The sequence below is a fragment of the Dysgonomonas sp. UBA7710 genome (genome assembly GCF_002482385.1).
GTDB lineage: Bacteria > Bacteroidota > Bacteroidia > Bacteroidales > Dysgonomonadaceae > Dysgonomonas.
The window spans coordinates 190078-214019 of record NZ_DLFW01000047.1; the positions used below are offsets into that span (position 1 = coordinate 190078).

At 39.0% G+C, this 23942-nt stretch carries 14 protein-coding genes; 4 read left to right on the top strand and 10 right to left on the bottom strand.

The window, feature by feature from the left end; translation table 11 throughout:
* Positions 1-16: 16 nt before the first annotated feature.
* The 10 genes from B3317_RS16365 to B3317_RS16410 form a co-directional block, all read right to left on the bottom strand.
* On the bottom strand, positions 17-2560 hold the full coding sequence (locus B3317_RS16365; protein ID WP_291113563.1) for a M14 family zinc carboxypeptidase: 2544 nt from the start codon (positions 2558-2560) through the stop codon (positions 17-19).
* Between the two features lie 18 nt (positions 2561-2578).
* Positions 2579-3565: a TlpA disulfide reductase family protein gene (locus B3317_RS16370; protein ID WP_291113567.1), complete on the bottom strand. Its 987-nt coding sequence runs from the start codon at positions 3563-3565 to the stop codon at positions 2579-2581.
* A gap of 2 nt (positions 3566-3567) precedes the next feature.
* Positions 3568-5049 carry a RagB/SusD family nutrient uptake outer membrane protein gene (locus tag B3317_RS16375; protein WP_291113571.1) on the bottom strand — a complete coding sequence of 494 codons (1482 nt, stop codon included), beginning with the start codon at positions 5047-5049 and terminating at the stop codon, positions 3568-3570.
* Between the two features lie 128 nt (positions 5050-5177).
* Positions 5178-8318: a SusC/RagA family TonB-linked outer membrane protein gene (locus B3317_RS16380; protein ID WP_291113574.1), complete on the bottom strand. Its 3141-nt coding sequence runs from the start codon at positions 8316-8318 to the stop codon at positions 5178-5180.
* A gap of 13 nt (positions 8319-8331) precedes the next feature.
* Entirely contained in the window at positions 8332-9348 is a 1017-nt protein-coding gene (locus tag B3317_RS16385) for a TlpA disulfide reductase family protein (RefSeq protein WP_291113577.1), read from the bottom strand.
* 14 nt (positions 9349-9362) lie between these two features.
* Positions 9363-10832, bottom strand: coding sequence for a RagB/SusD family nutrient uptake outer membrane protein (locus B3317_RS16390; protein ID WP_291113580.1), 1470 nt, complete (start codon positions 10830-10832; stop codon positions 9363-9365).
* An 18-nt stretch (positions 10833-10850) separates the two neighbouring features.
* Positions 10851-14033 (bottom strand): SusC/RagA family TonB-linked outer membrane protein, encoded by a 3183-nt coding sequence (locus B3317_RS16395; protein ID WP_291113583.1) that lies wholly within the window; start codon positions 14031-14033, stop codon positions 10851-10853.
* A gap of 85 nt (positions 14034-14118) precedes the next feature.
* Positions 14119-15054, bottom strand: a complete 936-nt coding sequence (locus B3317_RS16400) for a hypothetical protein (RefSeq protein ID WP_291113586.1) — start codon at positions 15052-15054, stop codon at positions 14119-14121.
* A 170-nt stretch (positions 15055-15224) separates the two neighbouring features.
* A complete protein-coding gene (locus B3317_RS16405; RefSeq protein ID WP_291113589.1) occupies positions 15225-15365 on the bottom strand; it encodes a hypothetical protein in 141 nt (46 codons plus the stop codon).
* A 217-nt stretch (positions 15366-15582) separates the two neighbouring features.
* Positions 15583-15780 (bottom strand): hypothetical protein, encoded by a 198-nt coding sequence (locus B3317_RS16410; RefSeq protein ID WP_291113592.1) that lies wholly within the window; start codon positions 15778-15780, stop codon positions 15583-15585.
* Between the two features lie 471 nt (positions 15781-16251).
* Between B3317_RS16410 and B3317_RS16415 the strand changes: the two genes are divergently transcribed.
* The 4 genes from B3317_RS16415 (at position 16252) to B3317_RS16430 (ending at position 23934) form a co-directional block, all read left to right on the top strand.
* A complete protein-coding gene (locus B3317_RS16415; protein WP_291113595.1) occupies positions 16252-17883 on the top strand; it encodes an AraC family transcriptional regulator in 1632 nt (543 codons plus the stop codon).
* Between the two features lie 157 nt (positions 17884-18040).
* A complete protein-coding gene (locus B3317_RS16420) occupies positions 18041-21304 on the top strand; it encodes a SusC/RagA family TonB-linked outer membrane protein (RefSeq protein ID WP_291113598.1) in 3264 nt (1087 codons plus the stop codon).
* A gap of 21 nt (positions 21305-21325) precedes the next feature.
* On the top strand, positions 21326-22738 hold the full coding sequence (locus B3317_RS16425; RefSeq protein WP_291113601.1) for a RagB/SusD family nutrient uptake outer membrane protein: 1413 nt from the start codon (positions 21326-21328) through the stop codon (positions 22736-22738).
* A gap of 20 nt (positions 22739-22758) precedes the next feature.
* Positions 22759-23934 (top strand): TlpA disulfide reductase family protein, encoded by a 1176-nt coding sequence (locus B3317_RS16430; protein WP_291113605.1) that lies wholly within the window; start codon positions 22759-22761, stop codon positions 23932-23934.
* Positions 23935-23942: the final 8 nt, after the last annotated feature.

Below are 23942 nucleotides of genomic sequence, written 5' to 3' on the forward strand. Positions count from 1 at the left end.
ATAGGCCTGATCTGTTTTATCTGAAGCTATTGTATGCATTTATATTATTTCCGAAAACAACAGCGTTAACAAAGGTGCGGGTAGTGGCATCCCAAATACCTCTGAAAAGCGGGTCTTCAGCGAATAATACAATATTTCCGGAGCCTTGTCTTTCTGCTATTATCGAAGCCGATCCTTTCAGATTGCTTAACTGTGAAGCGGAGATATATCCATTCAGGAGCGGGGTATCTGAATAGACTGATACCGTAGCTGACAGATTCTTCGACGGAGCCAGAAAGAGGCTACTCTCACGAGTAACAGGTAAAGACTCATTCGTTAACCCAAACGCTAAAGGATGCTTCAGGTTTATCTTTGTTTCGAATACCGATGTCGGAATTCTGTCTCTCTCCTGTGGAAATTGTTGTTCTGATTGTTTTTGCTGGAGAGAATCGGTCTTCAATTTCTGTAATTGTGCTGCACTTATTCCATTATTTACCGCCCATCTCGAAGCAGAGTTGATTGTAATCAATGTTCCTCCGTTGCGCACCCAGTTTTGCAAATCCTGGATTCCCTGTTTCCCGAGAAATGAATAATCGCCACCTGCCAATACAATCCGGTTAAAGCTGTTCAATGGAATTCTGGGAAATATGTTGTAATCAGCACGGGTTAACTGATAATTCAGTTTCTGGTCGAAGAGATGCCAGACTTCTCCGGCCTCGGTAGAAGATATATTGCCTCCGGTGACAACCAGCACCTTCGGCCGTTCCACTGTGCGGAAAGCGCTACTGCCCAGATCCACTCCTTTTACACTATAGCCTGTAGAGACGGGTATTATTTCCACGTCTGAGGCGACCGCCAATTTCTGTAATGTGGCATATAATTCATCCGGGCTTATAGTCTGGTTGCTGACAGGAATAAGAAGACTTCCATAAGAGAAATCTTTGGTTCCATTCTCTGTTTGTACGGAAAAAGGGCTGAATGATGTCTTTACAAGAATGTTTTTTGCTAATAATTGGAAAAGCAGATGCTGGCTATGCGAATCCCTGTAATCTACGATATAGGCATACTGTGATGTAGAGAATGATGTATTTGCAGATTTCTCCAGTTTCTCAACCTTGGCTCCGCGAACAGCTTTTGTTATGGAAGCATACGACAGGCCGGATGAGTAAGCGACCGAAAATCCCGCGCCGTAACCCAGTTTGGACGGATCGGTATAATCTTTGGTTTCATCAAATATGATATTGACTAACGCACTGTTGGGTTGCCCGAGTGGAACAATGTATGATTTCCCTTTTTCGTATTTTGCCTTATCCACCGTTATGTCCTCCTGATTTTCATATACTTCGAGGCGGTGGTCCAGTAACAACTGAACAAACTTACGCAAACGCGAAATATCATAACTATCTCCTACTATAAATGACTTGGAACTGTCTTTTCCTGTACGCGATGCATCGAAAAATTCTTTCTGCAAGTCGAATAAGCTGTTTTTATTAGCATTAGCGGCATCCACTGTCGCAATACTCGACACCAGTTGGTTTCGTACAGTAAATGCAAATGTAACGATCCCATTCTCAGATTCCTGATGTATGCCTCTCGAAGAACCTTGTTCGAATAAAATACCCACAGCCCCATTATAATCAGGGTATGTAGACCCGAAGGTTGGATTCTTATTATCGTAAGACTCTTTCGTATAATAAAACGAACCGATTTTATCCAAAGCCTTTGAATAATAATCAGCAAATAAACGGTTCAACTTATAAGTGGTTTGCGGAACAAAGCGGCTCTCATTTCCGTCCGGATCAGTGGGTTCGAAAAAGAATGTGCTATTTGTACCCATCTCATGATGATCGGCCTGTACATGCGGTAACCAATCCTGATAATGTGCAACCCGGGCTTTGCTTTCGGGATGGACAATATTAACCCAGTCGCGGTTCAGGTCGAACCAATAGTGATTTCCTCTTCCGCGCGGCCATCCTTCAGTATGTTCCCTGTCATACTGCGATGTATTATAATTGGTTATACTTGTATTCGAATTTACCCAGGATACGAACCGCTCTTGTCCGTCAGGATTACGAACCGGATCAATAAAGTAAATTCCATTTTCGAGCTGTTCTTTTACAAAATCGTTTTGAGCGGCCACGTAGTAATATGCAGACAATAAAGCTGCCTCCGAACCCGAAGCCTCATTCCCATGAACGGTACTTCCCAGAAAAACAATTAACGGAGTATCCGGCTTCTCCCCTTTTCGGGCTTGCTGACGGATCTCTTTGTATTTGTCTATATTCCGGATATTCTCAGGGGAAGAAACAATCAGCACATACAGCTTACGGTTTTCGTATGTCCGGCCTATCTCCACCAACGAAACGCGGTCAGAGAGGGAAGCGAGTTTCTCAAAATAAGCATTTATCTTATAATGCTCTGTTATACGACTACCTATTTCATACCCGAGAAATTCTTCAGGAGAAGGTATTTTGCTATCGAACTGGATGGACGGATCGAAAAAACATGTGATTTTTTCAGCTTTGATACCTGTTGCCACCAATAAAAATAAAGAAAAAAAACTGATTATAATGGTCTTCATAACGCCCTTTTATTCTGATTAGTTCAGTAAATCCTTCAGTGTCTTACCCAATTCTTCACCTCTTATATTTTTAGCGACTATCACCCCATCCTTATCTACAAGCAGATTGGATGGGATTGCCCTTACCCCGTACAACTTAGCTGGCTCACTATCCCAATACAGAAGGTCTGAAACATGTGTCCATGTCAGGTTATCTTTTTTTATAGCTGCCACCCAGGCTTCTTTACCTTTATCCAGCGAGACCGCAAAAACATCAAAGCCTTTTCCTTTATACTCATTATACACTTTTACAACATTTGGATTTTCTCTCCGGCAAGGGCCACACCAGGATGCCCAAAAATCGATAAGAAGATATCCTTTTCCCAAATGATCGGATAGCTTTACCTGATTTCCGTCAGTATCTTTAGCCGTAAAGTCCGGAGCGTGTTTCCCGACAGAAACTGCCTCCAATGTTTTCGTCAACTCTTCGAGCACCTGCACATAAGGAGTTTTCCACAATGAAGAATCGAGCAATTGGATATTTGCCTTGATTTCATCAGGAGATAATCTGTACGAAAAATCCCGATATAGAGCATATGCTGAAACCAGCGATTTAGGATTTGCTTTAATAAATTCATCTATCTTGACCCCTCTCTCTTTTTTATAAGCGACAAACAAGTCCTGAAGTGCGGAACCCGTGACTACGCTATTACGGTAATAGGATGATGAATCCAGTTTTACAACAACAGGATTTTTGTCGAGGAACAGGAGTAATGAGCCTTTGGCCGTATCTAATGTCAATCCATATATTTCCGGCAATTGCACATTTTTCGAAAAACTGAATTGTCCGTCTATAACTTCAGCTGAATCTATTACGCGATACATTTTATTTTCAAACTTCTGCAAATATACTTTTCCCTCCGAAATCCCTTCCACGTTACCATTTAAGGATAGTCCCTCAGGTTCTCCGGTCCCACAGGAAAATGCAACCAGAGATATTAATATTGATAGGATATACTTCTTCATTTTCAGTTATTTAAGTTGGGATTATTATTAATTTCATTTACCGGAACAGGAAACAGATAGTACGGACTATTCGGAACTAATGCCGTTTTATCAGGAAATGTCCATACATAATGGCCCTTTATGGCTATTACGTCCCCTGTCGGGAGAGTGTATGTTTCTGTTGATTCTCTTCTATCGGGGGCTATCTGCAGACGTAGAATATCGGGGAGACGAAATCCTTCACCCCAAAGTTCGCGGCGACGTTCGACCAGAATTTCGTCTATCAATTGACTCTCCGTATAATCCGAAGCCAAAACCTCTTCCAGATTTCTTTTTACACGTAATTCATTCAATGCTTTTGCGGCTCCGGTAAGATCATGGTTGCGGGCTTTTCCTTCAGCTTCTATAAGTACCATTTCTGATGAACGCATTAATGGAATATGACCGGACTGATCTGATTTATTGACAAATTTCTTGTACTTATACCAGCGATACATCGGGTCGGACTCTTTCGTAACAAGCTCAAACAATGAGAATCGTACGTCTTGGGGGTTAAATAATTTCCTGAAATTCGGATCAGGCATAATACTCCGGTAGCCGGTAGCCGGCGTTACATCGAGATACGCGAAATACGAGGCTCCTCCCAAATTCTGATCGGCTGTTTGAGGATGTCCCCATATCCATTCCACATTACTTACGTCATTGAAGCCTAGTGTATATTGGCTCGCTTCCATTACCGGATAGCCGCTTCGGGCTTCAGCCGCATATTCTGCAGCCAGTTCCCATTGTCCTGTTGTCAGATAAGTTCTTGCAAAAAGACCTCTTACTACATTAATATCGGGACGGTTTTTTACCGAACGCTTGAATCCGGTGAGTAATTTCTCTGCTTCTGTGAGATCGGAAATTACACGTTCATAAACCTCTTCAACCGTAGCTTTCGGATTAGGAACGGAGCTTGGCACAGTCGGCTCTGTATATATAGGGACTGCTTTAGCGTTCTTATCCTTTAAGTATGTGAACTGATACTGGCGAACGAGGTTGAGGTAAACAAAAGCACGCAGCGCATAAGCTTGTCCCTTCAAATACTTCTTTTCTTCATCCGTACCTTGTGCTGCATCTACTTTTGCAATAATATTATTTGCATTATCAATTATTTTATATTGCAATGTCCAGAAGAAAAGAGCGCGGCGTGTTGTATTATCATACGGGTCACGATAAGGATAAGAGTCCCTGTATCCATAAACTCCGTCACGGGCTATAGCATCTTCCCCCATCACTTCCTGTGTGAGTAGTATTGCGCCATACCCCGGATTATCCTGCGATGTGGCATTCTCCATCAGATAACGCAAAGTCCCGTTGACTACTGCATTTATATTAGATGTCGTAGAATATGTTTCACTTCCGGTCAGGTCTCCCGATGGCGACGTTTCAAAAAAGCTGTCGCTGCAGGAAACAAATAGTACCGATGAAACAGATAGTATATATATAATCAATTTTGATTTCATAATTGTCCTTTATTTTACTGATTAAGGTCTCAGACCTATTTCTTACTTTGGTAAGTATAACAACTCATGTAAGTTACCGTTCGAAAATCTATCTTTAAATATCTTCTGTTACTTATTATTGTTATGCATTAAAACGTTATATCTATCCCTAACGAAAATGACTTTTGAGCAGGATAACGGTAAAATGTAACACCATCTACGGCCTGTTCCGGATCCATTCCTTTATGTCCGAAAAATGTCAGAAGATTCTCTGCATTAGCTCTCAGTTTCACCTGTTTCAGTTTTGCATGTGACAATACGGATGCAGGAAGATTGTAAGTAAGATTCAGATTTTTCAGACGTGCATATGTAGCATCATACAAGAAACGCGAGGATATCGAGTTCCAGTTTGTAGTTGTAGTCGTAAGGCGAGGATAATTGGTATTGCGGTTCTCTGGCGTCCACCTGGTCAAAGCTTCTTTTGTCCATGTCCGGCCCTGATTGTTGCCAGTATGGGCAATCATCACTTCGTCGAGATCGAGGACTTTACCTCCAATGCTGTATGACAGAAGGAAAGACAACTCAAATTGTTTGTATGTAAATGTATTCGTTATACCGCCATATATATCCGGCAATGAACTTCCCTGAAAATATTGATCGGCATCCGCATACACATTCGTTGTAGTGCGTCCCGATATCACTTTATTTCCATTCGCATCCGTCGTATATTCATTCTTATACCACAGGGCATCGCCATTTTCGGGATTAACACCTGCCCATTCGCGGATAAAGAAATCATAGACAGAGCCTCCGACAACCATCTTTTTTGTAGATCCCAATTGTCCGACAGTTCCTGCGATAATCTCTTTTTGAGGAAGTTCTGTTATTTTATTCTTATAATGTCCGAAATTAAGGCTTACGTCCCATCTGAATTCTTTGTTTCGTAGAGGCACAACTTGTATTTGCCCTTCGATCCCCCTGTTACGCAATGCTCCTATATTTGCATCTATTTGTCCGAATCCTTGCGATGGAGCAAGCGGCCGGCTAAATAAAAGATCCTTTGATTTGCGTTCATATATATCTACTGATGCCACCAGCCTGTTATCAAACGCGGCAAAATCAACACCGAAATTGAGGTTAAGGTTTGTTTCCCATTTCAAATCCGGAGTTGGGAGTCTCGAGCTGATCAATCCCGCTTGTCCTAAACTATTGTAAATAGAGTATAAATCCTGATAGGCGTAATAAGTACCGAGATTATCATTCCCTTGCGCACCATAACTTGTACGGACGGTCAGATTGTTTATCCATTTTACAGGAGCCAGGAAATCTTCTGATTTCGCATTCCACGAAGCACCTACCGACCAGAAATTACCCCAGCGCGAATCTTTGCTGAATCGTGATGAACCATCGCGGCGAAAGCTAGCCGATAAATAGTAACGATGCAGATAATCATAATCTATTTTACCTAAATAACTTGCTAATTTATAGTTATCCGCTGCTCCGGTAAAGCTGTTTAATAATGAAGCGGCTGCTGGTTCTTCTTTATCGAGAAAACCGAAGTTACTACGGCTTCCCGACAAAGAGGATACGTTATAAACATATACTTCGGGGCCTGCAAGTATATTTATAAAATGCCTGTCTTTGACGTTGAATGTATAATCCAGAAAACTATTCACCGTATAGCCAATAGCCCTACTGGAGCCTTTGCTTACAGAACCCCCGTTGCTGATGCCGGAGCCATAAGCAGGATTGGTATATGAATGATTGGTACGTGCATTGTAATCTGCATTGACACTATTTTTCCACTTTAAACCTTCCAGAAATGTAATAGTTGCATTTGCCCTGACTGAAACTATATCTTGTTTGTTGTCATATGTGTTATATTTGGAACTGCCTAAAAGATTGTTTCCTGTCGCTGCCGAACTCGGACGGTAATTACCATAATCGTAGATTTTGTCACCATTCGCGTCAAGTACATACGAGCCATCTGCATTCCGTTCATAGACCGGGTATATATCCGCGACCAAACGTTGGAAATTGGCGAAGTTCCCCTGACTGCTATCTGTTTGGGGAGGAGCACTCTGTTTACTTGTAGAAGCAGAGATTCCGAAGCCGGTCTCTAACCATTTGTTGACTGTAGAAGTCACATTTGCACGGGTATTGAACCGTTCGAAATCGGAGCCTATTATAAAACCTTTTTCATTCAGGTAGCCTCCCGAAACGAAGTATTTAGAATTATCGCTTCCCCCGTTCACACTCAAATCATATTGTTGCCGTATACCGGTGCGGGATAAGGCGTCAGCCCAACTATCGTTCCATAACGGTTCAGCCCCGGCCACTATTTTTCCATCAGTACCCACCGGCTGCGGATATTGTGAGCCGAATGGATTTATCTTTAATGAACCCACCAGTTCGGCTGATGCATATAAAGCAGCATTTTCGGCCGACTTGCCTTGATCCAATTGATTATTGCGAATAGCCTCCCATTGCAATTCATAGTATTCTTTAGTTGTAAGCGTTTTGTAATCCTTAATCGCCCTTGAGGTAAATCCGATAGAGGATGAGAATGCAACCGTCGGCTTCTGGTTAGATACACCTTGTTTGGTACTAATGATAATAACGCCATTTGCTCCACGGGAACCATATAAAGCACTTGCAGTAGCATCTTTCAGTACCGATATAGACTGTATATCATTTGCATTAATGGCACTTATACTACCTGCAAATGGTGCTCCGTCCACTACATACAAAGGAGTGCTGGATGCATTAACAGATCCTACTCCCCGCAAAAAGATGGCAGCATCGCTTCCGGGCTGTCCGGCCGACGATACGGATTGAAGTCCGGGAATAGCTCCTTGCAAGGCCTTGCTGATATTCGTTATTTGTAATTTTCCTATATCTTTATTACCGATAACAGCAACAGCCCCGGTGTAGCTGGATTTTTTAGCTGTTCCGTAACCGACAACTACAACTTCATCAAGTACATTCTGATTTTCCGAAAGCGAGATTGTAATTTCTTCGCCGGATTCATAAACATCTATTTCCTGCGTTTTAAAGCCCAGAAATGAAATAAGAAGAGTGATTGGGAACGGCTTGTTCTCCGATAACTGAAATTTACCATCATAATCTGCCTGAACAGCATTGTTGGTCGACTTAACTTTTATCAGAGCCCCTGATACGGGAATTCCGCTGCGCTCATCCAATACTTTTCCTCTAATCAGCGTTTGTCCCTTTGCCGAAAAAGAAAAGAAAAGCAGAAAAAGTAAAATATAAACAGAAATATTCTTCATCTTTTATTTGAGCTTATTTATTCAATAAATTGTTTAATGTTTTTTCAAGTTCTTCCCCTTTTAAATTTTTGGCAACAATATTCCCTTCTTTGTCTATAAGAAAATTTGCCGGGATAAGCCTTACCCCATAATTCTTCACTCCTTCTCCAGCCCATGCATTCTCATCTATCAGTTGAGGCCAGGTAAGGCCATCAGCCGCTATGGCTTTTTTCCACGGAGCGGTCGCGTTATCTAAAGAAACACCTATTATTTCAAGATCTTTAGCCCCGTATTTTTCATATGCTTTTACCAGATTAGGATTTTCTTTGCGGCAAGGCGCACACCACGAAGCCCAGAAATCAATCAAGACATAGCGTGTTCCCAGATAATCCGATAATTTTACACTCTTTCCCTCCAGATTAGTAGCGCTAAAATCCGGAGCTTTATGGCCAATGGAAACTTTACTTAAAGTATTTGCAAGCTCTGTAAGCACTCTCACATAATCGCTGTTTTTAAGAGAGGGGTCCAGCAATTCTATATTCGCATTGATTTCTTCCGGTGACAACCGGTAAGAGTAGTACCTGTATAGTATGTACAAAGCTGCAATAGACGATGGATGCTCTTTTATTATATCATTAATATTTGCTTTTTTCTGAGCCCTGAGTTCCAGATATAAGTCATGTTCTTTCGAGCCAGTCACTATCGTTTTTTCAAACTCATTGATAGTGTCGAATTCTACTTTGATCGGATTATTATCCAGAAACAAAATATATGAATCGAATGGATTCTCGCCGGAACCATATAGGGATAAACCGTATATCTCCGGTAGTTTGGTCTCTGTATTGAATTTGAATCTTCCACTTATAATATTAGTGGAATCGATGGTGACGAATGATTTATTTATATACTGTTGCAGATATATTTTACCCGTAGTCACATTATTTACCGTTCCGGATAAATCCAGTTTATTCGGATTCTTGCTGCAAGCTGTAATAATAGTAATCAGGAAGATAGCCGCAAGAGTATATTTGTAAAACTTATTTGTTCTCATTGTATTTCTGTTTTTTAATCGTTTATAGCCTTATTCGTTAAGATTTCAGTATTGGGTATTGGAAATATATACCCATCGTCAGTAGGTTTCACTTCGCGGGGAGTCAAACTACTCAGCGAAGGTTTAGTCGGGAATGTCAACAGATCACGCAAAATGTCCGTAGCTCTGAATCCCTCGCCTAATAACTCAATACGTCTTTCTATCCTGATTGTATTCAATATCTCTCCCTGAGCTAAAGATGACGGAGGAAAAGTATAAGAAGGGTCAGAACGTTTTCTCACAGTTTCCAGCAAAGCTGTTGCTTTGCTGAGACTTCCGGCTCTGGCTTCTGCCTCTGCATAATTCAGCAATACTTCCGCATAGCGGATTACAGGTATATAATCTATAGCGGGGTTTGTCTTTGCATACTTCGACAGCAAATACAGACCAAGTGTTCCATTATATGTTACAAAAGACCGGCGTGCATCTGTACTTTTCCACTCTGTATCTGCAATTATTCCTTTGGTATCGGAGTTAAGAACAAAGTCGGGTGCTGTATAATAAATATTAGCCAAAGCTGTACCCGAAGGTGGGTTGGCTGTGGTCATCGGCATTGAAAAGATCGACTCTACAGATGTATAATCGGATGAAAATATATTGACAATATTCGATTGCAATGCATTTTTAACCCCCGATGTAGCGGCAAAAGGAGCCTGTGTCTGAGGAGCAATTTTTTTAGCTTCTTCTATAACTTTTCCAAATTCCCCTTTACTCAGATATACCCTTGTTTTCAGAGCAATGGCTGTATTTTTATGGGCTCTCGTTGTATTCAGCAAATTTGTAGAATAACTATCGGGGAGATTCTGCTCTGCAAAATCCAGATCCGAAATAATTTGCTCGTATACAGAAAAGACCGAACTTCGTGCCAGATCATTATTGGCTGATGACGATTCGGCTTGCAGCCTCAATGGAACGGCTTTGGCTTCTCCGGATTTTTCAATATATGGCCTTCCGTAATAAGTAACCAGATTGAAATAAGCAAGGGCTCTTAGGAAACGGGCTTCGCCCAGATAATTATTTTTGAGTTCATCACTGATTACTCCCTGTGATTTACTCAAGCCTGCAATCAGTACATTAGCATTGTTTATAACAATATATAATTGCCCCCAAACCTCATTAACATCACCTGTTATATTGGAGAAGTTATTAGCCCATACATACCCTCCTGTCAGAGCATTCTCGGTGCGGCATACAAAATCTTCGCCTCTGACATCTCCATACAGAAGGATACGGCCACTATATAGATTCGCACTTTTAAGAGAATTATAATTTCCATTGACAAGTCCTTCAATTCTTTTAGGTGTATCGAAGATTGTGGCAGAGCTGACAGAAGTTTCTGAAGTTTTGTCCAACAGGTCGTCGCATGCACTCAGAGTGCTCAAAGCCACCAGTCCTAACACTATTGTAATCTTCTGTCTGATATGTTTATAAATTGGAATATTCATATTTGTAGAGATTTTTATTTAAAATGTGACATTTACACCGAAAGTAAAGGTCCGCCCAAGTCCTGTAGTATTGTACTCAACCCCGGGTGCTGTATTTGAGTTTCCGTTGGCTGAAACCTCAGGGTCGATACCCGAATAATTCGTAAATAACAGGGCATTTGTTATCTGACCATAAACCCTCACTGCATTTAATCTACTAAATGCTAATGCCTTTTTAGGAATATTGTATGCAAGGGATACGTTTTGTAGACGAAGAAAATCTCCCTTTTCCACATGTTCGGATATGGGAGTAGAACCACCGAAAGAAATTCTATCGCCATTTACTACCCTTGGCATATCCGTAATCTGTCCCGGTTCTGTCCACCTTCTCAGAATATCTGTAGAATTGTTGAAAAATATCTGATCGGTTAAAGTAGACTTTGTTCTGTTCATTATATAGTTACCACCCGCATAGGTAAAGTTCAGATTAAGGTCGAACTGTCTATATCTTAAATTACTGGTCAGACCTCCATACCATTTGGGAAGCGTGTTCCCCAATACATAAAAGTCATCACCGGATAACGCCTGAGCTGCTCTGCCATCTAAATATGTCCACGTGCCAAGACCGTTATACTGTACTTCCTCACCTTCTCCGTTAAGAAATACCCGTTGGCCGTTTTCAGGATTCACATATAATGTTTTAAGCCCGTATAAACTTCCTATCGACTCACCCACCCGTGTAATATTCGTATTTCCTGAACCAGTAGAACCGATAATATCCTGATTATTATTGGCCAGGGCTGTCACTTTGTTTCGTATAGCAGAATAATTAAGCGTTACATTCCATGACAGGTCTTTCCGGCTAATAATCTCATAACCGGCACTAACTTCAATACCACGATTATACATTGAACCTACATTGGCGAGAATAGAGTTACCGGGAATACCCTTAGATGGTGACTGAGCCACACTCAGAATCAGCCCGTCCACATCATTGTTGAAGTATGCAAATTCGAAATGAAGCCTGTTTTTCAAAGCGTTCAGTTCAAGCCCGACATTCGTTTGCTCACTGGTTTCCCATGTCAGATCAGGGTTTCCTTGCTGAGTAATGGCCCATGTGGCTGCACCTCCGTACAAAGAGGCCGAGTATAAGTCATAGGAACTATAATCGTTGGACAGATTACCATTACCCACTCGTCCCCAGCTGGCATTAAGCTTTACATCACTGAATACCTTTGACAGTGACGATGATTTAAAGAAATTTTCTTCCGATAACAACCAACCGGCAGACACACCGCCAAAATTACCATACTTACGTCCCACTGCAAGTGCAGAGTTACCATCCCTCCTGAAATTCCCTGTAATGAAATATCTATTTTTCAGTTCATAGCTAAGACGGGAGAAGAAAGAGGCAAAAACCCTCTCACCTTTCTGATTTCCGGTAGCTACCACATTAGCCCATCCACCCTGATAATATTCGAAAAAATCGTCGGAGGCTTTAGTCGCATTTGCTCCCCATGCAGAGACTTTATAGTTCTGTATATCCGTTCCTATCAGCAGGGAAACATGATGGTCCTTAAAAAAAGTTTCATCGAAGCCGAGCGTGTTCGTCCAGGCTTCTGTTTGCCGTGTTGTCGAGATATTGGACACGGACCCACCACTTGTATAGGCGCTCGATCCTAGTTCCGGACTTTGATATGCTACATCTTCACTCTTTATTCTGTCGATTGCATACCTCACCGTTAATTCCAGTTGTTTAACAGGTTTGATGACGGCATTTACATTCCCTACCAGATGATCGTTCTCTGATGTATATCTCGACAACTTGAACAAGGCCGCCGGATTATATAATGGTATAGTTGCTTTGTTATTTCCAGAACCAAGAGTTCCACTACTTGGGTTGAGATTGAAACTTCCGTCAGCATTATAGGCTCCCACATTTGGAGGCAATACGAGAGCAAGCCGGGTGGCCCCTGTTGTTGTCATAGATGCACCGGGTAAACTTCCCGAATCGAAAGATTCATTGTTACTTATATTATAGACCGCACCTCCCGACACTTTGAGCCAACTTGTAACCTCATTGTCAAGATTGAAGCGTATACCTTTCCTCTTAAAATTATTACCTATAAGAAAGCCTTGCTGATCGGAATAGTTAAGGGACAGGTAATAATTTACTTTTTCGGAACCTCCCGAAATATTCAGCGAATGATTATGTGAAACCGCTGTTCTATATACATAATCTTTCCAATTGGTATCCACTACCGAGCCATCAGGGTTATAAGACAAGGCGTAAGCCGCATCACGGGCTACGCCATCTATAGATGTTGCATTGGCTATTGCTTCATTCTTGATATCTGTATATTGCTGAGCATTCAGCACCTCGGGTAAGCGAGTTGCATTTGTGATTCCAAGCCACCCTTCATAAGTAGTGGTAATACGCCCTGTTTTACCACGCTTAGTGGTAATAAGAATAACCCCACCGGCAGCTCTCGATCCATAGATCGCTGTTGATGCAGCATCCTTCAGTATATCAATTGAAGCTATATCGGCCGGATTGATATCACCTAAAGGATTATTTGAAGCACGATTCGATGAAATATTCCCTGTACTTACAGGGATGCCATCAACGACAACTAAGGGATAAGAGCTTAAGGAAATTGAGTTTACACCTCTGATTCTGATGACTGGCTGCGAGTTGAGCTGTCCGTTAGGTAAAGCAATACTTACTCCGGCGGCCTTGCCTTGCAGGGCCTGCTCAAAACTCTGAACCGGTACATCTTTTATCAAGTCTCCGTTGAGCGAAGATATAGCACCCGTAAATTCCCGCTTTGTTTTTGTGCCATAACCGACAACTACAACCTCATCAAGTACATTCAGATTTTCCGAGAGTGAGATTGTAATTTCTTCGCCGGATTCATAGACATCTATTTCCTGTGTTTTAAACCCCAGAAATGAAACAAGAAGTGTTATTGGAACCGGTTTGTTCTCCGACAACTGGAATTTACCATCATAATCTGCCTGAACAGCGTTGTTGGTCGACTTAACTTTTATCAGAGCCCCTGATACGGGAATTCCGCTGCGCTCATCCAATACTTTTCCTCTAATTACTGTTTGTCCTTTTGCTGAAAAAGAAAGAACTAACAGAAAAAGCAGGGATAGAAAGAGATATTTTTTCTCCTGTAAGAGTAATTTTTTACCCTTATTTAATTGTATATTTGTCATGTTCTAATACCTATTTTAGAATATTAAGTGCTTCTTTATCCGGCTGCAATTGGAAGGAGAAGCACTTTCTCTTACATTTAAACTATTATTTCAGATTCATTGTATATAGCACTTTTTCCAATTCTTTTATCTGGTATGTAAGTACTTTCTCATCCGGGTTTAGAATACCATAACTATGGTTGAATGTTTTGCCTTCAGTCAAAACCCATACAAGAAACTCTTTTACCGTCTTGTTCCCGGGGGAATATGCAAACCCGATATTATCGACAGGGATCAAATCGATAGGCTCCGACTCCAATAACTCAATCACGTTATCTATATTGACCGATTCCGTAAAATAGTTGCGGTATTCTTTCTTCACATCTAACGGAAGAATAGTGATATTGTCTTTTAAACCACGAGTATTAATATCGAATATATTACCCAAAGCATTGAATGTGACACCCGTTTTATCTTTCTGTATGGCATTTATAAGAAATGCATCATCTCCTGAGATCTTTTTGCCTTTCAGGCTTGAAGAAGTATACCCGAAATATGAAGCAAAACTATGTGCTACTGATTCATTGTTATTTCCCGAATATACAGTTACGTCATAACCGGGTTTCGAAGGACTTGTATCTTCGCTAAGTATATCCTTTTCGAAGAACAGATCTTTAATCCTTTTATCATTTAACTTTTTCTTAGAAAACTCAGCGAGTAAAGGATTGTCCTTACCAATGACAGGCAAGATTGCGTATCGACCGAAAAACAGGATTTGTTCGCCAATCTGCAATCCGTTTTTACTATTGTCTGACACTACTACTTTTAAGGAAATATTTTCTGCCTTTACACTATTATCAGCCAGCTTAATCTGTGCCTGAGGATTCACTTTAGTATATTCATTTATCCATTTTTCAATCAGGGGAGATGCAAAGCGTGAGCTTTTGATATATATGGTTTCGTTTACATTATCTTGAGCAAATATTGGAGAGGAAATAAGAAGAATGACCAATATTGATTTGAAAAGCTTCATTGTTTTCATATTTATTATATATTATTGTTTTATATGCTTTTATATCAGAATATATGAAATTCCGTACCTTAATCAAGGTTATATTATTATTGGGGTTACCTATGGGGAAATAGGAAGATTTTAATTTTTTGAGAATAAAGAAAAACTGAAAGATATAGCGGAAGCTATAATAAAAAGGATTAGAAGCAACACATCGACATTCGCATGCCGGAGATTGTAGAAGGAGTAAAATAAGTAGAAGCAGAAGTGATATTCAGAAAGTCATACACCCCGAAAGAATCATATTTCCGCTCTTTCCGTCGTTTAGTAAATCTTTTCATTTTGTTATTTTTTAGAAATTTAAAATCTTTTTGTTATTTGATTTTCATGAAACAAAATTATGATTCGCTATCATTATATAAAATACCATGATGATGGTATTTTTATACCATGCATTAGGTATATATTATAAAACAGAAAATTAAGAAGACCATACTTTTTTATGTTATAAGAATTGCATCTGATAACAAATAGCCATTAATTATTATAAATTCATAGTTATTCATATTCCGGCTCAACAATACCATATGAGATGATTTCCTCATAGCCGCTTGGTATGGAATTGACAACAACTCCATCTTTACGACGTAAGGTGAAGCTCTCTCCATTGGGATCAACAACTTGAAATATTATACTAAAGCCGCTTTCATACCGGGCTGAATACCAGTGATCTTTTATAAAATGTTTTGGGGTCATTATGCTATAAACTTACAATACGCAAAAATAAGACTATTGTAATTGTTTATCAAATTGTAATCGATAGAGTTATGAACATTTGGTTTAAAATAGCATATAAAACTAATAATCAACAACTTTACCCATCAAAAACGCTGTAAAGTCATAGACTAAGAGCTAATACAATACCCTTTACACCATCGTTTTTTGACGTTTACTGTATTTTTGGATCTGTATTCACTTGTGGATATATTTTTTTTTAGCTTTATTTACACAAAATAATTACATCAGCATTCTTTGTAGGTTGCAATCACACTAAACTCTTCTCCCCTTTCTATGTGTAATGTTTTTGTCTCGAAACGTGTTTTTACAATCATAATATTTTTATTATGCGATTTCTTATATGTCTTTTCACAACAGGGAGAGGCCGTAAATAAAGTTATTGCAAAACTAAAGACAGAATTAGAGAAAGATATAACGGATAAAAAGTCATTGAAGAAAATAAGTGAACTATTGATTAACAGCGGCGATTACAATCAAACTATACATTATGCACTACTCTTGGATAGTGCAGCTCAATTAACCAATGATGAAACTGCTCAGATGTACTCCTACATATATCTGGGCCAAGCTCTGGTGATGAATGGAGAAGAACGGAAATCCAAGTATTATATTGATAAGTCTCTGGAACTGGCTACAAAATTATCCAACGATTCTGCATTAGCATCTGTATATAACGGATTAGGGCTGTATGCATCTAATGTAGAAATGGATTACTACAGGTCCATTAATTATTTCTTTCAAGGCATCGAAGCCGCAAAACGAAGTTCTCACGAACGTTTATATTCAATATTACTATGCAACATATCCGGGATATACTATCTGAAAAGAGATACGCAAGGCCTCAAATATGCATTGGAATGTTATACTTTGGGACACGAAAAAGATGATGCCTACCTTATTTATTGCGGGTCTACCAATTCGGCTTATATGTTCTTCTTGTTGGGAAACTATGACGAAGCACTGAAGTATATTAAAGAAGCTGAATTTATTACTGAAAAAAATAATTTCTACGATAAAACGAACTTGTACAATTTGTATGGAAATATATTATTCCGGTCGGGCGATAATAAAGCAGCGATAGATGCTTTTTACAAAGCCTTAGAATATAAGGACCAATCGCAAATATCTTCAGTAGCCAACACATACCTTAGCTTGTCAAAAGTTTTTATAAAACAAAAACAATATAAAGAGTCTGTTGCATTACTGGAACTGGGATTAGATCTTTCAATAAAAAACAAAAATACGATTCATGTACCGGAATTATATGAGTATATATCCATATCTTATGAATTAGATCGCGATTACAATAATGCATTGAAATATTATAAGATTTTCCAATCCTTTTCAGATAGCATATACAATGCAGAGAAAGAACGTTCCTTAAGCGAACTAAGAATAAAGTATGATACTGAAAAACATGAAAATGAGATAAAACAGAGTAAGCTGAGTTTGCTACAGAAGGAGAAAAGATTCCAGCTACTCCTTTTCGCTTTTATTCTGATCTTTCTTATATTAGGAGGAACCTACATTTCTTATTATAAAAAAAACAAGTTATACCTTCAAATAGTAAAAAGAAATAAGGAAGCCATAAAACGTGAAGCGAACCTGAGAATGCAAATAGACGAACTTAGAAATAGAATGGGAAAGGAAACCGGTACAGAAAAATATTCTGTATCATCGATGAGTGAGGAAAAAGAAATAAAGCTATACGAAGAGTTGACTAACCTCATGAGGAATGAACATATATATAAACAGAATGATTTGACAAAAGAAAAGCTGGCGGCACTATTAAATACAAACAGAACTTATTTATCACAGGTAATAAACAAATATTCCGGCTTGTCATTTACTCACTTCATTAATTCCTTCCGTATAGAGGATGCTGTTCATGTCTTGTCCGACCCTAATAATGACATTCCACTTAAAGCTCTTTCTTCCGATATTGGGTTTAATTCTACGACTACCTTCTATACGGCATTTCAATCCTCAGTTGGTATGACCCCATCTCTCTATAGAGAAAAAGTACATCTGTTAGACAAGCAAGAACGAAAAAGACAATAGCTGAATGCTCTCTAATCAGTGATAATTATATCATTTTATCACTAAAAGTTTTACAAAAACAACAATTGCCAATATTGACGTATCATTTTCAGTTGTTTTAACAATTGTTTTCTTTTATTTTACCTTCTCGCATGTATTATTTGAAATAAGGTCTAATATGAAGAAAATTGTAGCTTTTAGTATTTTTATGATCTTTATCTTATTTAATATAGATAAAGCTGATGCACAAAACAACACGAAATCTGAATTTACAGTTTCCGGAATTGTTACTGATGAAGACCAACTCCCGATAATAGGAGCGGTCATTTCAGTAAAAAGAGATGGGAAAATTACAGGTGGTACAACAACTGATTCTGATGGGCATTATACTATAAATGCCAGGTCGGAATCGGATTCTCTTATATTCTCGTATTTAGGATATATTCCCCGGAATTATATTATAGGAGGAAGGAGGATTTTGAATGTCGAGATGCGATCATCGATAACGGGTTTGGATGAAGTAGTTGTTACCGGTTATCAGACTATATCTAAAGAACGGGCTACCGGATCTTTCTCTAAGGTAACATCAGGAACACTTGACAAACAACGGCTGAGTGACCTCAATACACTCCTTGAAGGGCAGGTTGCCGGTTTTACCGGCGGATTATTGAGGGGTACAACTTCAATGTATGGAACAACACAACCATTATATGTGGTAGACGGTTTCCCTATAGAAAATGTCAGGTATGATGCATATACCGGCAAAGCAACAGAAGGCCTTCCCGAACTTAATATGGAAGATATAGAAAGTATTACAGTATTGAAAGATGCCGCTGCAACATCGATTTATGGAGCCAGAGCAGCAAATGGAGTCGTTGTTATTATCACAAAAAAAGCATCGAAAGGGAAAGTGCAAGTATCTTTCTCCAGTACGTTTACCTTTTCTCCGTATTCTTATTATAAAGACGGGTTAACCAATTCAGGTGACATTATTGATATAGAAAGGGAATGGGCTTCAAACAATAAATCATTACAAGGTACCGATGCCCCGGCTTATGCTCAGCGCATGCTTGATTCCAATATATATCCGACTCAGGGAATAACATCTATTCTTAATTACTATACCGGGAAGATATCCGAAACTGAGCTTGAACAGAAATTAAACACACTCTCTGCGCAAGGTTACAGCTATTATAATGATGTAGAGAAATATGCTAAACGAAATCCATTCTATCAACAATATAATCTATCGGTAGGGAAAACAACAGATAATAATATGTTCAAAGCCTCCATTACATATCGGGATAACAAGCAGGCTGACCGTTACACCGACGATCAGTCAATAGGTGTTAACATTACAAATAACCTTGAGGTAACCAAATGGCTGAAACTTGACATAGGAACTTATAATTACTACCAGAAACAAAATAAACAATCTTATGATGCCTTATCTCCGGGATACAAGTATATGCCTTATGATGTACTAAAAAATACAGATGGCAGTAATTATACGTCATTAGCTTCGTCACGGTTAACTAAAGATAATTATGCGCTGATAAGCGATTATGGTTTGTATAATATGGATATAACTCCGCTTAACGAACTGGGTCTGAATAGAGCGAAAACTAACAGTTTTCAAAACAGGACTTATGGTAGATTAAACATAGCATTTGTAGAATGGCTCAATTTCAGTAGCATGTTCCAATATGAATATGGTTCTGACCAGTATTCTAAACTATCAACTAAAGATTCTTACGCTGTACGGTCAAGGGTGAATAATATGGCTTCGCGGACAAACAATACAACAGTATTTAATATTCCATATGGTAATATTTATAACACAGTCGATTTTTATTCTAAAGCATACACATTGCGCCAGCAACTCAATTTTGATAAAACTTTCGGCCAGAAACATCAGGTAACCGCTTTGATCGGAAATGAGGTCCGCGAAAATAAATATGAAATATCCAACAATACATTATTTAACTATGACCCTGATATTCTATCATATACTCTTATCGATGCAGCAACATTAGCTAAAGGAGTAAGTCCTTTCTGGGGAGGAACATTCTATTCTTCAGACATTGCTTCCAGGAGTGAAGTGACAAACAGATTTGTTTCTTATTATGGAAATGCAGCTTATTCCTACGATGATAAATATTTATTTACAGGAAGTTTGCGTTGGGACAGATCCAATCTTTGGGGAACGGCCTCCAAATATCAAAACAAGCCTATCTGGTCTACCGGCTTGGGCTGGAATATAGATAAAGAATCATTTATGACCATTGGATGGATAGATCGCCTTAAACTGAGAACTTCTTATGGGATTGGTGGCAATATCGCTAAAGACAAAGCCCCGTATATGGTTGCTTATTACTCAACAAATGCAAATGTGGGAGGAACTCAGGGATCTATATCTTCTCGTCCCAATCCTTCATTATCATGGGAAAAAACAACCACAACAAATATCGGTATAGATTTCGCCTTGTTTAAAAACAGATTAAGCGGGACTATAGAATATTATAATAAATACGGTAAAGACCTGCTTTCGAGCACAATGGGGGTACCAACTGAAGGATTCGGCTATTCCACGTATCAGATCAATAATGGTGAAATGAGAAACAGAGGTGTGGAAATAACCTTATCCGGAGATATTATCCGCACTAAAGATTTTACTTTAAACTCTACTTTAATTTACGGATACAATAAGAATAAAGTAACATATGTGAATGTTGAAGCACCCGTTTACTATCTTCAGATAGACTATCCGACAGCTTATCCCCGCATAGGAAATCCATATCAGGCTATATATGCCTATAAATGGGCCGGACTCAGCGCCGACGGGCTACCTCAGGTATATAATGAAAAGGGAGATGTTGTATCCTCTGTGCCTACCAGTCTTGATGCGATTGTATATGCAGGTACTACAGTACCGGTTCATAGTGGTTCGTTTAGCAGTAATATACGTTATAAGGATTTTGATTTATCGTTTATGTTGATATATGAAACAGGACACAAAATGCGTAATACCTTCTTGCCAACATTAGGTACTTCATATTCCAGCGCAGCTTATTCTTACATAACCAATATTACCGCAACCAACAAAGATATCGTAAACCGTTGGCGCACCCCCGGAGATGAAGCTCATACAAATATACCTCGCATTATTTTTGCAGAAAGTCCTTTCTATAGTAGTGATCTGTATAGTATATATGCCAATGCTGATATAAATGTAATCGATGCTGCTAATCTCAGATTGAGTAATATCTCCTTGTCATACAGTATACCTGGAAATATTTGCCAAAAGGTATTTCTGCGAAATGCACGTTTACAGTTCAATATAGAGAACCTGTTCACTCTCGCCAAAAGCGATGAGGCTAAATACCTGCTAGGCGGATACAATAGCCCTAACTATGTATGGGGGTTATATTTAAACTTTTAAATAATTAAATACAATTGATATATGAAAACCAATATATTTCCTATAAAATTATTATTTGTATTTGTTCTTACCTTGTCATTTACAGCATGTAACGATTACCTCGATATTCTGCCGAAGGGTGAAAGAATTCCTACTACCCTTTCCGATTTTGAGGCTTTGCTAAGAGATGAATATGGTACCCACAGGCTGGATGCATCCAATGCAATAAATCTACTAAATGACAGATATCAGACAATTGCTAATTTGAATTACTATCCTTTAACCAAGGCAAATTATATGTGGGATGAAAATGCAAACCGCATAGAGCTGAATAATTCGGATGAAACAATGTATTACGCCAGCTATGCCTCTATCTCTACATGTAACCTGATTATAGAACATGCCCCAACTGCGACAGAAAGTACAGATGCTGAGTGTAATGAAGTTATTGCCTATGCAAAAGTACTACGTGCTATAAATTATTTTTATCTGGTAAATTTTTATGCTGAAACTTATCAGGAAAATAATGCTGCCACTAAAAACGCAGTACCCCTTATAACAAATGCTAATATCGGCGCTTCGTATCAACAACTGACCGTAAAAGGAATATACGATTTTATCCTAAATGACATGCAGGAAGCTTTGCCATTTCTGAAATCTGAATCACCAACCCCTTTACATCCAAACTTAGGGACAGCTTATGCATTTTATGCACGTGTGTATCTACAGATGAGTAATTATACGAAAGCTCTGGAATATGCAAATCTGGCTTTAGCCGAGAATGGCCAATTGTATGATTGGACAACGTATTATTCAGAAAATAAAACACAGATAGAAACTCCTGATTCATACACCACGACAGCTTCACCAACAGGGCATTACTATATTGAAAATTATTATTTCAGGCATGGAGCTTCATCCTATTCTTCAACAGAAAATCCTATTTCTGTCGAACGCAAAGCTAAATTTGAAGATGGGGATGCCAGAGCTGCAGCTCGCTGGAAAGTCAGAACTGTAGGGACAGAAACATATTGCGTAAGTACTACCCGTGGATTTTTCAACGCAGGAGGCATCACTACTACAGAGGTTTATCTTATTAAGGCTGAATGCCTTGCCCGTAGTGGAAAGTACAGCGAAGCAATGAATGAACTTAATAAAGTCCGGGAAAAACGTATTTTATCCGAAAAATATGTGCCACTTACAGCTTCTACAGAGGAGAAAGCTATAGAATATATCCGTCGTACGAAAGATAATGAGTTGATATTGACTATTATTCCTTTTGCCGATGCACGCCGATATAATACTGAGACTAAATATGCCCGTACACTGAGTAAAGTGGTAGACGGACAAACAATTTTACTGTCACCGGCATCTCACATGTGGACAATGCCTTTCCCTATGGGAGCTATTAAGAATCCGGGTAATGGTACAATTATACAAAACGTAAGTAAATAACACTAAAAAACATAATCGTCATGAAACTTTTAAAGAATCTATCGGCTTTTTTAATAGCAAGTACAATAATGATTTCTTGTACTGAAAAACCAGCTACATCATATACCATTGAGGGAAACCTTCAAGGCATACCAGATGGGGCTAAAGTTGAATTAATTCCGGGAGCTACCCATAAGGATGAAAAGCCTGTTGCTGAGTCTGTTGTTACAGATGGAAAATTTACATTTACAGGAGCGACCGATGAACCCCGGATATTTTATATACATATAGCTGAAAGCCGGGGATTGGCAAAACTTATGGTTGAAAATGGGAAAATCGAATTAACCGGAGATGTAAAAAAGAATGAACAAGGTGATATTATTAATTATAATTTCGAGGGTATAATAGTGAAAGGGAGCAAATCACATGATCTTTATTTGCAAAAAATATCTCCAAGAAAGATGTTGGACTCTTTATACACAGCTTACCATGACAATAATAAAGAAATATCAGAAGCTATCGGTCAGGCACGTGTAACAAAAAATAAGACTCTGTTAGACTCATTGAACCAAACTGATGCGGCAAAGAAACTGGCTGCAGATGAAAAAAACTTCTTTGAAACTGTAGAAAAAACAATGAAAGGTATTATCATGGATAATAAAGATTCATGGTGGGGTCCGATGCTGATGCTGGATGTTATGAGTTATTTTACTGAAGAACAAAAGCCTTGGTATGAAGAATTTTCACAGGAAGCAAAAGACAGTTATTATGGTAAGATGGTAAAAAAAGAGTTATTCCCTGAAGGATTTGTCGGAAAACCTCTCCCTGCATTTATTCTTATAGGCAAAGACGATAAAGAAACTACGGTGGCAGGAGTAAGCAAAGGTAAGAAATATACTCTTGTCGATTTTTGGGCGTCATGGTGTGCTCCGTGCCGCAAGGAAATACCTAACCTGAAAAAATTATATGAAAAATATTCATCGAAAGGATTTGAGATTGTTAGCATTTCAATAGATAAAAAAGAAGCCGACTGGGAAAAGGCCCTTAAGGAAGAAAAACTGGTATGGCCTAACTATCTGGATACGAAAGGCGCTAGTGATGCCCTTAATGTGAAAGCCATCCCGGCAATGTTTTTAATCGATGACAAAGGCATCATTATTGCAGAAAAGATAAGAGGTGAAGAGTTAGAAAATAAACTCGCAGACTTGTTTAAATAAAACAAGGT